A 13,462-nucleotide genomic window follows, 5' to 3' on the forward strand; every position below is an offset into this window, starting at 1 on the left:
AACCACGGGTTCGGCGATGGGTGAGGACTAGTCCTGTCTTGAAATCGCCCCCCTGGCAGGGGAGTTCACCGTGCGCGGGTGCGCACCGGAAACGCGTCGAGTCCCCGCCCGGAGCTCACGGGCGGGGACTCGGTTCAGCTCGACTCAGTCCGGCTCAGTCCGGCTCAGCCGGTCGGACCGGCCGGCGGGCGGTGCTCAGGTGATGCTGACGCCGTACGCGTTCAGCGCCTCGACCACCGGCTGGAAGTACGTCGTACCGCCGGATGAGCAGTTGCCGCTGCCGCCCGAGGTGAGGCCGATGGCGCGGCTGCCGGAGTAGAGCGGGCCGCCGCTGTCGCCGGGCTCGGCGCAGACGTTGGTGCGGATCAGGCCCGAGACGATGTCGCCGCCGCCGTAGTTGACCGTGGCGTTGAGGCCCTGGACGGAGCCGCTGTGGGTGCCCGTCGTGGAGCCGCGACGGGTCACGGACATGCCGACAGTGGCGTTGGCCGCGCTGGTGATGTCGACGCCGCCGACGGTGCCGGGACGCGGGACCGAGGCGTTGGAGTAACGCACGATGCCGTAGTCGTTGCCCGGGAAGCTGGAGCCCGCCGTCGGGCCGATGAGGGTGGTACGCGCCGAGTTGGTGTACCAGCTCGGGTTGCCCTCGGTGCAGTGACCGGCGGTCAGGAAGTAGTCGGTGCTGCCGCTGCGTACGTTGAACCCGGCGGAGCAACGGCCGACGGACGAGTAGATCGCGTCGCCGCCGGAGAGGAGCTTGGAGAGCTTGCCGGGGGTCCGCTTGATCTCCAGGGCACCGGCGTTGGCGCCGGCTTCGCGCTTGATCTCGGCGATCTCGGCCGCGCTGACGGTGGTGTCGGCCTCGACGACGAGGGCGTTGGTCGTCTTGTCGACGTACCAGGCGGTGCCGGCCACGTCGGCGCCCAGGACGGCGTCGCTCGCCGCCGTCAGCTGGTTCGCGCTGAAGGTCCCGGCCGTGTCGGCGCTGGCCGTGGGAACGGCGAGCGCGGCGGCGGCGACGAGACCCGTGGTGATGGCGAACAGCCGCGTACGTCTCGCAATACCACTGCGGGGGGTGGTGCGCTTGATCCTCACGTGTCGTTCCTCCGAAGGAATCTGGGGCCTGATTGGGGTGGTCTGGCCCGTGAGGCGCAGTCAGAGACACGTCCGTATTCCGGATATGCCGTGCCCCTGACAAGCGCTGTGAGGGAGTATTGGGTGGGCCAACTGCCCACGCAAGGGCGTCTTCCGGCCACTCCATCGGCCGAAATGCCGCTTGATCGTCCTGAAACCGCTGTCGGCGCGTGATCCGCACGCTGCCCACATGCCGGGACGGCCCCGGTCCGCACCGCACGGACCGAGGCCGCCCCGGGGCCGAAATCAGCAGTCGCAACAACAGTCGCAGCAGTCGCAGTCACAGTCCCGGCAGCAGCCCTCGCGCTTCTTGCGCGACCACGGGCCCTCGTACTCCTTGGCGCAGCAGAGCTTGCAGGTGCAGCAGAGGCCGATCGCCACCGCGCAGCCGGCCCAGAAGCCACGCCGCTCCGGCCGGGGCGGCTGCGGAAGGGGGTCGGGCGCGCCGCCGCCGGGACCGCCGGGGCTCCCGCCGCCGTACGGATTGCCGCCGCCCTGACTGCCGCCCCCGTACGGATTGTTCGAGCCGTACGGATTCCCGCTCCCGCCCCCGTACGGATTCCCGCCCTGCCCGTCGTAGGGATTCCCGCCGCCCTGGACAGACGCCCGCCCCTCGTGCGAACAGGACGACGTCCCGAAGGCACGGTCGACGGATGTACCCAGTTCGTGGGCGAGCAGCACATGCGCCAGCTTGTCGTCCACGAACTCCGCGTCGCGCAGCGCCAGCCGGATGCCGTGCAGCGCGTCGTCCGCGAGCCGGCGCGCCTCGGCGAGCGAGGTGCCCGTCGCCGTGAGCGGGTTCCAGGCACCCGACGCGGCGTCAGCGGCCTGGTCCTCCACGGCGTCCAGCAGATGCGCGAGCCGTCCGAAGAGCCGGCCCGCCTCGGCGAGCGGCGCCATGTTGCCCGGCCGGCCCGCGAGTACGGCGGTGTGGGCGAACGCGGCGGCCGTCGCCGTCTCGGTCGGCTCGGTGACGGTGAGCAGCGGGGTGCCGGGGCCGGCGAGTGCCTCGATGCCGGTCTGCCGGTCGACCGCGTCGACGAGCACCGCCGTGTCGAAGCCCAGCTCCGCGCCAGTGCGCGCGCCCGCGCGGTCCCAGCCGCCGGCTATCCGGCGCGCGGCGAGCGCCACCGGCCTGCGCTTCAACACCCCGTCCCCGTCGGCGACGTGGTCCCGTACCTTCGCCGAGGCGAGCACCAGCGAGACGGCCGCCGCGAGACGTGCTCCCTCGCCTTTCGCGACCGGAGCGGTTCGCATGCCGCGAAGTGGGCAGGGGCCAGCTGTACGGCGCCATCCGGTGCTGCGCTCGGCCTGAGCCTCCGTCAGGACGGAGACGATCAGGCCGTCATAGTTGGTGACGATGCGGGAGAACTGTCCGTGGTCCGAACGAAGTGCCAGGCAGAGCCCGCACAGATGAGCCATCCACTCGGTCTTGAGCCCTTCCGAGAGCCGATGGCCGCAAGGCCTCACAATTCCGAACACGGTGCTTCCCCCGGGGTGTGGTTCGACGGTGCGCCTGGCATCGTATCGAGCGGACGATTCACTCGTACGTCCCCACCGTCACCCGTCTGGCCGGACTTTCATATTTTCAGTGCGTCAGGGCCCGTACGCAGGAAGAACCCTGACGAATCGCCATATCTTCTGCACCAGTACCGTCACGAATCCCCTGCGCGCCGACAATCCACTTGGCGCGCAATCCGCATCATGGACAACCATAGGGATGCGGAACCACAAGCGACCGCGGTGAAAGGAGGCGTCCATGGGATCGGTGCGCAAGGCGAGTGCCTGGCTGGGCCTCGTTGAGGACAACGACGAGCGTTACTACGACGACGAGTACTCCGAGGGTGCCGAGAGCAACGAGGCTTGGAAGACCGATCCGCGGGTGCGGATCGCCGCCGAGTCTGCTCCCGAACAGGACCGCAGGATCGCCACCGTCACGCCGGAGAGCTTCCGGGACGCGCGTGGCATCGGCGAGCTCTTCCGGGAGGGCGTCCCGGTCATCCTCAACCTCACCGCGATGGAGCCCGCCGACGCCAAGCGCGTCGTCGACTTCGCCGCCGGTCTGATCTTCGGCCTCCGCGGCTCGATCGACCGTGTCGCCACCCGGGTGTTCCTGCTGACCCCCGCCGACACCGAGATCGTCAGCGGGGAGTCGAAGACACACGGCCGGGACGGCTTCTTCAACCAGAGCTGAGCGAGGCACTCACCGGGTCGTCCCCCGGTCACCGGAAGGCATCGAGACCGGTGAGTGCCTTGCCCAGCACGAGCTGGTGCATCTCGACGGTGCCCTCGTAGGTGAGCACCGACTCCAGATTCGTCGCGTGGCGCATCACGGGATATTCGAGCGAGATCCCGTTGGCGCCGAGGATCGTGCGCGAGGTACGGCAGATCTCGATCGCCTCCCGCACATTGCTGAGCTTGCCGAAGCTGACCTGCTCGGGGAGGAGTCTCCCCGCGTCCAGCCGCCGGCCGAGATGGTGCGCGAGCAGAATCCCCTTGTGCAGTTCGAGCGCCATGTCGGCGAGTTTGGCCTGGGTGAGCTGGAAGCCGCCGATCGGCCTGCCGAACTGTTCGCGGGTCTTCGCGTAGTCCACCGCCGACTCGAAACTGGCGCGCGCCGCCCCCATCGAGCCCCAGACGATCCCGTAACGGGCATGGCTCAAGCAGCTGAGGGGACCGCGCAGACCGGTCGCATCCGGGAGTACGGCGTCGGCCGGCAGCCGTACCTCGTCCATGACCAGTTCGCTGGTGACCGACGCGCGCAGCGACCACTTGTGCTTGATCTCGGGCGCCGAGAAGCCGGGGCTGCCGGCCGGTACGAGAAAGCCGCGGATGCCGTCGTCCGTCTGGGCCCAGACGACGGCGACACCCGCGACCGACCCGTTCGTGATCCACATCTTGCGTCCTGTGAGCACCCAGTCGGTGCCGTCGCGCCTGGCGTACGTGCGCATCCCGGCCGGGTCTGAGCCGTGGTCGGGTTCGGTGAGACCGAAGCAGCCGATGGTCTCGCCGGCCGCCATGCCGGGCAGCCACCGCCGCTTCTGCTCCTCGGAGCCGAACCGGTGGATCGCGTACATCGCGAGCGAGCCCTGTACGGAGACGAGCGAGCGGATGCCGGAGTCGGCGGCCTCCAGCTCCAGACAGGCGAGGCCGTACTGCACGGAGCTGGCGCCCGCGCACCCGTAGCCCTGGAGCGACATGCCGAGCGCGCCGAGGGAGCCGAGCTCACGGGTGAGTTCACGGATGCCGGGCAGCTCGCCGCGCTCGTACCACTCGGCGATGTGCGGCATGACCCGGTCGGTGGCCCAGGAGCGCATCGTGTCGCGGACGGCCAGCTCCTCGGGCTCCAGCAGATCGTCGAGACCGAGGGGGTCGCGGGGGTCGAAGGGCGGACGCTTCGAGGACGAGGGCTTCGAGGAGGACGGCGTCGAGGCTGAGGGTGCGGACATGAGGGCTGCCTCCGGCGGCTCGCGGATCAGTAAAACTAGCAGCGCTAGTTACGCTCGGCGCCGACATTACGGCGCAGGGCCGGGGCCCGTCCAGAGTCACCGCCGCGCGCCGGGGCCCGGCCCGCGGGGACGGCGGCGCCGACCGCCCCGCCGTCCCTTCCGGCGCCGTCGCGTGGCCCCGGTATCCCCGTTCCCACCCGTTCCGCCGTCTCCGCGGCCTCCCCGCAGGGCGGTGCGCCGCAGTCCATCACCCGGGGCAGCCGCAGCGCGGCCACCGCGCCGAGCAGCAGCAGGGCCGCGCTGACCAGGAGCGTGACATGCAGACCGTGCACGAAGGACTGACGCGCCGCGCTGCGCAGGGCCTCGCCCGTCGGACCACCCAGCTGGGCGGCCACCTGGTACGCCTCCCCCAGCGAGTGGGAGGCGGCCGACCCCGCCGCCGCCGGCACCCCGTCGACCGCGCCCGACGCCAGGCCGGGCGCGTACGCCGCGTTCATGACGCTGCCGAGCAGCGCGATGCCCATGCCCGCGCCGAGCTGGTACGACGTCTCGCCGATGGCGGCGGCCCCGCCCGCCTGCTCGGGTGGCGCCTCGCTGAGCATCGACTCGTACGCGCCGAAGAGCGTGGACTGGAGACCGAAACCGAGCAGCACGAAAGCCGTCGTCAGCAGCGCGGGCCGGTCGTGGTCGCCCATCATCACCAGCAGCAGCACGGCGCCCGCGGTGAGGACGAACCCGCAGGCCACCATCCGGCGCGGACCGACCCCGCGCAGGGTGTACGACCCGGTGGCGCCCGCCGCCATGGCGGCGAAGGTGAGCGGCAGCAGCCGCAGTCCGGTCTCCAGCGGGCTGAGCCCGAGCACCAGTTGGAGGTACTGGACGGCGATCAGCTCCAGGCCGACCAGCGCGAGCATGGCGAGGACGATGCAGCCGACGGAGGTCGAGAAGGCAGGCCGGGCGAACATCCGTACATCTATGAGCGGATGCTTCCGGCGTTTCTGCCGCCGTACGAAGAGGAAGAGCAGGACCGCGCCGAGCAGCAGCGGGCCGAAGGTCTTGACGTCGAGCATCGAGGCTCCGGCGCCGAGGCGCTTGACCCCGAGGACCGCGCCGAGCACCCCGGCCGCCGCCATCAGCGCGCCGGCCACGTCCCAGGGACCGTCGCAGCCGCCCTTCGACTCGGGCAGCAGGAAGCGGGCGACGGGGAGGATCAGCGCCATCAGCGGCACATTGATCAGAAAGACCGAACCCCACCAGAAGTGTTCGACGAGGAACCCGCCGAGCACCGGTCCGGTCGCGGCGCCGACGGCGGCCACCGCCGTCCAGATGCCGATCGCCATGGCGCGCTCGCGCCGGTCGGGGAAGACCGCGCGGAGGATGGAGAGCGTGGCGGGCATGATCATCGCGCCGCCGACGCCCAGCAGGGCGCGGGAGGCGATCAGCATGCCGGGCGAGGAGGCGAGTGCGGCGGCCACCGATGCCAGGCCGAAGATGCCGTAGCCCAGGAGCAGGACCCGGCGGCGGCCGATCCGGTCGCCGAGGGTGCCGAAGAGGATCAGCAGCGCGGCGCAGACCAGCGGGTAGGCGTCCACGATCCACAGCAGCTCGACACCGCTGGGGCGCAGGTCCTCGGTGACGGCGGGGATGGCGACGTGCAGCACGGTCGCGTCGAGCGCGACGAGCAGCAGACTGACGCAGAGGACGACCAGGACGGCCCACCGGTTGACGCCGGCGCCATGGGCACCGCCGCCGACGGCGGCACGCAGGCGCGCTCCGGCCGTGGTGGTCCCGGACATCTCCCTACCTCCCAATGATTCTCGCGCTCGGCGGACCGGCCGGGGCGGTGGCGGTCCCCCGGGGCGGCCCGGCATCGGCGGGCGAGTGCCGGACACAGTACGCGAGTTCCCCTGCTTCGAACGTGGCTCATCTCACCCGCCGGACGTCGAAGTGTGGCGTACGGGGACGGGCCGCGGGCGGCCGGGGGGTCACCTCGGCGCGGTCAAGCTTCGGTCAAGCGGCCGGAAAATTCCGTGCGACGCCACGGTGAACTAATTCTGTTTCGCAGATAGACAGTTACCGGGGCCCCGCCACGGGCAATAGGGCGGAAGGTCACATGAAATTGCGGAACCGCCTCGGATAAACAGCGATCCGAGACACACTCCACATCACATCGTCATCACAAAGAGACTGGAACGACCGAGTCGGCCGTTCACTCGCTGTAACGTCGATTGGGTGCGTACCGACATCTTCGCCCGACTGGACCGGGAGCCGGAGCCGCCGAAGATAGAGATCCCGCGGATGAGCCGTACCCGCGCGACCCTCTTCGGCGGGACTTTGGCGATCTATCTCGCCATCGTCGTCGCCGTCCTCGCCTCGTCCTGGCTGGTGGTCCTCGACTGGAAGATCATGCTGTTCCGGCCGTACCAGCAGTGGCAGCAACTGCACGCCTTCCTCGACTACTTCGTGGTGCTCGGCCAGCGCGGCCCCACCGCAGTGATGATCGCCGCCTGGCTGGGGTGGCGGTCCTGGCGCCAGCACACGCTGCGTCCGCTGCTCGTCCTCGGCGCGTCGTTGCTGCTGCTCAACGTGACCGTGGGCGCGGTGAAGCTCGGCCTCGGCCGGCTCGGCCCGCATTACGCGACGCAGATCGGATCGGCCGAACTCTTCGCGGGCGGCGACATATTCCCCTCAGGACACACCGCGAACGCGGTGGTGACCTGGGGCATCCTGGCCTATCTGGCCACCACGCCACGGGCCAGGCGCTATCTGTCGATCGGGTCGTCCGTGGTCGCGCTCGGGGTCGGCGCGACGACCGTCTATCTGGGTACGCACTGGCTGAGCGACGTGCTGCTCGGCTGGGTCGCCGGTCTGCTGATCCTGCTCGCCCTGCCATGGTTCGAGCCGACGATCGCCCGTACGGAGGCCGCTGTCTTCACCGTGCGTGAGCGGTGGCGCGAGCGGCGCAGGACGGTGTCCGAGCCGGCGCCCGCCGGCGGGCCCTGGCCCGTGATAGTCCCTCAACTCCCGGCGCAGGAGGACGAGGACGCCGGCCGTTCGACGGTCGGCACGGCGCACTCGGGACGCAACTCGGCCGGCAGGAACACCTCCGCGCAGCTCACCCAGCCCCGGCCGCACGCCACGGCGCGCTCGGAGCGGACGCCGATCACCCCGGCGGGCAGCCGCCGTCCGCCGCGCTCACGGCCGCTTACGGGCGGCTGAACTCCGGTCCCGACAGCGGAAGACCCCGGCGCGCGCGCCGGGGTCTTCCCGTTCGTGAGCGCTCGTACGCGCGGGTTCAGCCGAGCCAGCAGCGGATGACGGTGTCGTTCTCGACCTCGAAGTTCAACCGCCCCTGGAGATACTCCAGGGTGATGATGGCGCCCGGCGGCAGCGCTCTGACGGTGGTCCAGCCGCGCTCGCGCGCGATGCGTTCGGCCTCGACCGCGCCGAGGCCCACATAGGAGTCGGGCGCGTCGTCGGGCTGCGCCGGAGGTGTCGGTATCGATGCCATAGGGCTCAGCGTAGGGCTTGTCGGCGCTTCCGGCCCGGCCGGCGGGTGACGCCGGACGGTGACGGAAGCGGGTGCCTGGCGGGCTTCGCGGTCACTGTCCCCACTCACTTACATACGACAGCGTCACACTTGTGTCACAGGATCACGACATGTGTTCGGCGACTCCCCGGCGCCTTCTCGGAGGCCTTCACACATCGGCCGTAAGTAAGCGATAAGCAATTCGGCAGGTTCGAAGATCACCGTATTTTTTATGCCCCGAATTCCCCCGTTCGACGGACCTCCGGTAATTGACACGCGGCTTGGAATTAACCTCCCCCTCGCACAATCACGGGCGGTACGACACCTTCCGGATGAGGGGCGAACGCGGCGGCTCCCGTCCCTCTCTTGTTACGGAGCGTCCCCCAGCGCCCTGGAAAGGCGGTCCCGTGCCGTCCGTATGTGCGCGGTCAGCTCCTGCGGTTCGACCACCTCGAAGTCGACACCGAGGAGCATCACGTGGACCACCATCACGTCGAGGCCGCCCGCCCCGGTGCGCAGCAGACAGCTGTGCGCGTCGACCGGCTCCAGCACACCGGCGGACGGTGACACGAGCTGCGCCGCATCGGCCGCGGAGACATGGAGCCTGAACACCGCGGCGTTGGCGTACGCCCGCGTGGAGACGCCCTCGGAGACATAGGCGGCCAGATCGTCGGCGGGCGGTTCGCGGGGCGGGAAGCGGGGGCCGTGCGGCGGCCTCGGGGTGACACGGTCGGCCCGGAACGTACGCCAGTCGGCGCGGTCCAGGTCCCAGGCCACCAGATACCAGCGGCGCTCGGTGCACACCAGCCGGTGCGGCTCCACGGTGCGGCGGCTGGCGGCGCCGCCGTGGTCGAGATAGTCGAAACGCAGCCGCTCGCCGTCCCGGCAGAGATTCGCCAGCTCGGTGAGCACGCTCGCGTCGACGGTCGAGCCGGGGCCCCGGAGCATCGGGACGGTGAACGCGTTGAGCGCGCCGACCCGGCGGCGCAGCCGGCCGGGCAGGACCTGTTCCAGCTTGGCCAGGGCGCGGACGGACGTCTCGCCGATGCCGTCGATGCCGTTGCCCGCCGCCGTACGCAGTCCGACGGCGACGGCGACGGCCTCCTCGTCGTCCAGCAGGAGCGGCGGCAGTTCGGCCCCGGCGCCGAGCTGGTAGCCGCCGCCGGTGCCGGGACTGGCGTTCACCGGGTAGCCGAGCTCACGGAGCCGGCCGACGTCGCGCCGTACGGTGCGCGGTGTCACCCCGAGGCGTTCGGCCAGATCGGGGCCCGACCATTCGCGGTGGGCCTGGAGCAGGGAGAGCAGACGCAGGAGTCGGGCCGAGGTGTCCAGCATGCGGAGATTCTGTCAGCCGTCGAGGACAGCTTCCGTCCGCATGGACGGTCGGCCGAGACGCTCGGGGGCCGAGACGCTCAGGTCCGCGGGTCGAGCCGTACATGGAGGTTGTTGTCGCCCGAGTAGCAGGGGGCGGCCAGCCAGCCGTCCGCCCGGTACGCCGGGTAGACATGGATGCTCCGGCGGTCCCATACATCGTCGAGGATCCGGGAGAGCCTGACGGGGTCCGCGCCGGGTGCGGGCAGCAGCCACAGGTCCCACAACCGCCGTGCGGTCATGGCCGGTTCGGCCAGTTCCGCGTACGGCAGCGTGAAGCTGAAGGCGCCGTCCGCACCGCCGGTCAGCGGGACCCGGTGCGTTCGGGGTGCCGCGGCGCCCTCGCTCGGGTTGCGCCGCGCCTCGACACTCGCGCCGTCGCCCGCGTCGGCGCCGTACAGCACGCCCCGTACGGTCATGGCACCGTCCGCGAGCTGGATCGCCCCGGCCTCCGCGTGGGGTGCGCGGACCCAGCAGCGCAGCGCGAGGCGGCCGTCGGCGGTCGGGTAGGGGACGCGGACGGTGACCGGGCCCGCGCCGGGGATCCGGTCGACGAGCGCGCGTACGTCCCTGGTGCCGGGCCGGACGGGCTGTCCGTCGCCGTCACCTTGGCCCTTGCTCCCCTCCACGACGAGGAGGATGTCCCAGCGGCCCTCGGCGAGCGGGGTGGCGCGGTCGAGTACGGCGCGCGGTCCGGTCAGCGGAAGGCGGACCTCGTCGGCCGGCGTGGCGCCGCGCCGCCGCAGCACCAGCTCCGCACCGGAAGCCTCCGCCGCTCCGGCCAGTTCGAAGGTCACGGTGCCGGCCGCGTCGGCCGTGCAGTGTGCGACGAGGGCGCTCACGCGGTCCTCCCCTTGCGGACGGCGGCCGCCGCCAGTTCGCGTACGGAGTGCGCGCCTCCCAGGAGAAGGCCACGGCCGCGCCGTACGGTGCCGAGCACCGTCTCGCGCGGTCCCCCGTTCCTCCCCCGGGCGACCAGTTCGGCGTACAGCGCCTCGTGGCGCTCGGCGATCCGCGCGGGGTCGAACCGGGCGGACGACTTCAGGGCCGCCAGGCCCGTACGCCGCCGCAGTTCGTCGTCCTCGATCAGGGTGAGGAGTCCGCCGGCGATCGCGTCCACGTCCCCGACCGGCACCAGGCGGCCGTCGACCCCGTCCTCGATGATCTCGCCCGGCCCGTGCGGGCAGTCGGTGGAGACGACGGGCACGCCGCAGCGCATCGCCTCGACGATGGTCATGCCGAAGGATTCGACGCTCGATGTCACGACGGCGATCGAGCCCTTGACCCACTCGGGCTCCAGCGGGTTCGCCGTGCCCATGAGCTGTACGTGGTTGTAGAGCCCGCGCTCGTCGATCAGGGCACGCAGCGCGTCGCGTTCGTTGCCGGTCGCGTCGCCCGCGCCGTAGATCCGCAGCCGCCAGTCCGGCCGCGCGGCCACCACCTTGGCGAAGGCCGTGATCAGCAGGTCGTACCGCTTGACCGAGGTCAGTCTGCCCGCCGCCACGACCCACTTCCCGGTGGAGTCGGCGGGGGCGACGGCCGGCTCGGGCACACTGCCGGGCACCGCGTCGATCCGTACGCCGGGCAGCCGCAGCCGGGTGCGGTAAGCGTGGGCGTCGGCCTCGGTGACGGTCGTGACGGCGTCGAGAAGTACATACCGGTGGGCGATCTCGCGGCGCAGCCGGTGGCTGTGGGTGTTCAGCGTGAGGTGCTCCTGGCCGACCCGGACCGGGCCGCGCGCGGTCTGCCGGGCGATGTGGCAGTTGAGTCCCGGGCGGGTGCCTACGACGACGTCGGCTCTCAGCGACCTCAGATGCTCGCCGATACGGGTGTCGGTGAGGCGGCTGTACTGCTTGTGCCGGCCGTCGCCGCGCGGGAAGACGGTGGCCGGCCGGGCCATGTCGGGGTGGCCGCCGTCGTAGTCCGGGCTGTTCTTGCGCAGATCGACGAGATGGCGGAGCGGGACGCCTTCGGGCGCGCTCAGCGTCGGCTCCTCGCGGTGGCGGAAGACCGAGACGATCTCGACGTCGTGCCGCTCGGCGAGCACCCGCGTGAGATTGAACGTGGTGCGGATCGTGCCCCCGACGCCGAACGCGTTGTGGAGCAGAAAAGAGATGTGCATGGGCTGCGGTGTCTCCCTGGTCGGCCTGGAGCGACTGTGGCGCCGGGGGCCGGCCCGTCCGGTCGCACGCCGGCGCACGCGCGAGCGGCGCCGTCGGCCGCCGCCGGGTGCGGCGGCACCGTGGCACCGTCGCGCAGCACGGCGGCGGCTCCCGCGCGGCGGGGCGGGGACGGCCGGAAGCTTCACCCGTACGTGCGAGAGGTGCCCTGCCGATCAGGCCCGATGCGGGAGCGCCCGCCGGGGCAGCGGCTGATGCCCCGTCGGTGCCTGCGGTCGCGAGGCGGCGGAGGCCGTCTCCCGTGCCCCCTCAGGGGCCACGGAGGGGAACGTGCGTGCCAGGCCCCGCGAGCCCGGCGGGAGCGGCAGGACACCTCGTGGGCCGGGCGGGTGGTTCGATTCGCCCGGCTTCGCGCGTGACCCCGGCGACAGCTCACCCGTTGTCTCTTTACCAGCCGGGAACAGCCCGGCCCACGCACCGAGTTCGAGGAGCCACCCGTGCCGCGCATGCTCGACGTCAGCGAAGACGTACGCGCCGAGATCGGCGACGAAGAAGCCGATCGCCTGCTCGTCGGCGAGAACTCCCCGGGCAGCTACGACTGCACTTCCTGCCGTACCCCGGGCGACTCCGAAACTGAGCGCACCAGCACGGTGCTGTTCATCGGCGAGGAGACCGCCGTCCTCGCCTTCGCCCACGCGACCTGCATCCCCTCGCAGGTCGTCAAGGTGGCCGAGGACCAGCTCCAGGGCGCCGTCCGGAGCATCACGGGCGGCGACCCGCAGGCGGCGCCGGGCAGCGGCGGCGACCAGGCCGTCCTCGGTGTCACCAGCGGTCTGGTCCTGATCGACAACCAGCTGCACCCCGCCCTGGTCGTCGAGCCGACCGGACCCATCGCCCGGCCCGGTTCGCTCGCCGGGGAGGACGAGTTCCTGCCGCTCCTGGTGGAGCAGGGCTTCCAGCCGATCGGTGATCTGAACCGGGCCCCGCGCTCACTGCCCGGCTGGTCGGTGCTGCTCGCCATGGGCCAGCTGCACGCGGTCCTCCAGCCCGGTACGGGCGGTGGCACCCCGGTCGCCTGGTGGCAGGCCCATCAGCCGCTCCAGGTCACCGGCGACTGGCGGGCCGCCGCCAACAAGTCGCGTACGGTCCTCGTCTTCGCCGCGCCGGTCGGCTACATCGGGCAGCAGCCGCGGGAGGACCTGCTGCGCGACGCGCTCGACAAGGCGGCGGCGGACGGCCGCCTGGTGGCGGCGGCGATGCCGCTGGCCGGCACGTGACGGACGAGGGACCCGCTCCTTCGGAGGAGTACCGGCCCGCGGAGTACCGGGCCGGGGAACGCCCCGAGGGCAAGCACCGCGGCGAGGAGCGGGAGCGCGCCGAAGACCCGGCCCACGCCCCCGACGGCTCCCCCGTACACCCCTCCCGACCCTCCCGACCAGCATTTTCGCCGGTCAGCCCGCATCCGACGGACGACGGGGTCGTTGGCACCTACGTGCACTCATACGACCGTCCCCGCCAGCAGTACCAGCCCCAGGTCCCCGCGATGCGCCCGGCCCAGGACCCGTCGGCCGGTTACTCGTCCGGATACTCGGCCACGCCGATCTACGACGCCCTGTACTCCGAGTATCTGCGGTCGTTCAGGACACTGCCGGGCGACCGGAGCGGTGAGGAGAGCCTGGGCTTCACCGCCTTCGGTACGGGGATGCACGGGTCGTCCTCGGGGCAGCAGGCCCCGTTCACCTGGCAGAGCGGTCGGCAGTATCAGTCGGGCCGCCCGCAGATGGCCCTGCCACCCGCGCCCCGCCGGGGCCTGTGACCGGGCCGTATACGAGAAGCCGGTGGGCCGACGCGGATGTCTC

12 protein-coding genes are annotated in these 13,462 nt (G+C 71.5%); 4 read left to right on the forward strand and 8 right to left on the reverse strand.

Features of this window, described 5'->3' with window-relative positions:
- Window positions 1-195 precede the first annotated feature (195 nt).
- Together ACFWV8_RS33875 and ACFWV8_RS33880 are read right to left on the reverse strand one after the other, a co-directional pair.
- Window positions 196-1,095, reverse strand: a complete 900-nt coding sequence (locus ACFWV8_RS33875) for a S1 family peptidase (RefSeq protein ID WP_384213327.1) — start codon at window positions 1,093-1,095, stop codon at window positions 196-198.
- A 285-nt stretch (window positions 1,096-1,380) separates the two neighbouring features.
- The gene (locus ACFWV8_RS33880) at window positions 1,381-2,616 is read right to left on the reverse strand and encodes a DUF5685 family protein (RefSeq protein ID WP_384213330.1); all 1,236 of its coding nucleotides are present in this window, start codon (window positions 2,614-2,616) and stop codon (window positions 1,381-1,383) included.
- A 277-nt stretch (window positions 2,617-2,893) separates the two neighbouring features.
- Between ACFWV8_RS33880 and ACFWV8_RS33885 the strand changes: the two genes are divergently transcribed.
- A complete protein-coding gene (locus tag ACFWV8_RS33885) occupies window positions 2,894-3,328 on the forward strand; it encodes a cell division protein SepF (protein ID WP_329389449.1) in 435 nt (144 codons plus the stop codon).
- A gap of 28 nt (window positions 3,329-3,356) precedes the next feature.
- Here the strand turns inward: ACFWV8_RS33885 and ACFWV8_RS33890 are convergent, their stop codons facing one another.
- Entirely contained in the window at window positions 3,357-4,583 is a 1,227-nt protein-coding gene (locus ACFWV8_RS33890; RefSeq protein WP_384213342.1) for an acyl-CoA dehydrogenase family protein, read from the reverse strand.
- Window positions 4,584-4,627: 44 nt separating this feature from the next.
- Window positions 4,628-6,379: an MFS transporter gene (locus tag ACFWV8_RS33895; protein WP_384213350.1), complete on the reverse strand. Its 1,752-nt coding sequence runs from the start codon at window positions 6,377-6,379 to the stop codon at window positions 4,628-4,630.
- A 436-nt stretch (window positions 6,380-6,815) separates the two neighbouring features.
- On the opposite strand from ACFWV8_RS33895, the gene ACFWV8_RS33900 reads away from it, so the two are divergent.
- Window positions 6,816-7,802: a phosphatase PAP2 family protein gene (locus ACFWV8_RS33900; protein WP_384213359.1), complete on the forward strand. Its 987-nt coding sequence runs from the start codon at window positions 6,816-6,818 to the stop codon at window positions 7,800-7,802.
- Window positions 7,803-7,878: 76 nt separating this feature from the next.
- On the opposite strand, the gene ACFWV8_RS33905 is transcribed toward ACFWV8_RS33900, so the two are convergent.
- The 4 genes from ACFWV8_RS33905 to ACFWV8_RS33920 form a co-directional block, all read right to left on the reverse strand.
- Window positions 7,879-8,094 carry an I78 family peptidase inhibitor gene (locus ACFWV8_RS33905; RefSeq protein ID WP_329389441.1) on the reverse strand — a complete coding sequence of 72 codons (216 nt, stop codon included), beginning with the start codon at window positions 8,092-8,094 and terminating at the stop codon, window positions 7,879-7,881.
- A 387-nt stretch (window positions 8,095-8,481) separates the two neighbouring features.
- The gene (locus tag ACFWV8_RS33910) at window positions 8,482-9,447 is read right to left on the reverse strand and encodes a helix-turn-helix transcriptional regulator (protein ID WP_384213369.1); all 966 of its coding nucleotides are present in this window, start codon (window positions 9,445-9,447) and stop codon (window positions 8,482-8,484) included.
- Between the two features lie 77 nt (window positions 9,448-9,524).
- A complete protein-coding gene (locus ACFWV8_RS33915) occupies window positions 9,525-10,325 on the reverse strand; it encodes a transferase (protein WP_384213371.1) in 801 nt (266 codons plus the stop codon).
- Complete coding sequence (locus ACFWV8_RS33920) at window positions 10,322-11,605, reverse strand: glycosyltransferase family 4 protein (protein ID WP_384213379.1); 1,284 nt, start codon at window positions 11,603-11,605, stop codon at window positions 10,322-10,324. The genes ACFWV8_RS33915 and ACFWV8_RS33920 overlap by 4 nt, the downstream gene beginning before the upstream one ends.
- 495 nt (window positions 11,606-12,100) lie before the next feature.
- On the opposite strand from ACFWV8_RS33920, the gene ACFWV8_RS33925 reads away from it, so the two are divergent.
- Window positions 12,101-12,880 carry a hypothetical protein gene (locus ACFWV8_RS33925; RefSeq protein WP_384213382.1) on the forward strand — a complete coding sequence of 260 codons (780 nt, stop codon included), beginning with the start codon at window positions 12,101-12,103 and terminating at the stop codon, window positions 12,878-12,880.
- Window positions 12,877-13,419, forward strand: coding sequence for a hypothetical protein (locus tag ACFWV8_RS33930; RefSeq protein WP_384213385.1), 543 nt, complete (start codon window positions 12,877-12,879; stop codon window positions 13,417-13,419). The genes ACFWV8_RS33925 and ACFWV8_RS33930 overlap by 4 nt, the downstream gene beginning before the upstream one ends.
- The last annotated feature ends 43 nt before the right edge of the window (window positions 13,420-13,462 follow it).

Source organism: Streptomyces sp. NPDC058665, assembly GCF_042714995.1.
Taxonomy (GTDB): domain Bacteria; phylum Actinomycetota; class Actinomycetes; order Streptomycetales; family Streptomycetaceae; genus Streptomyces.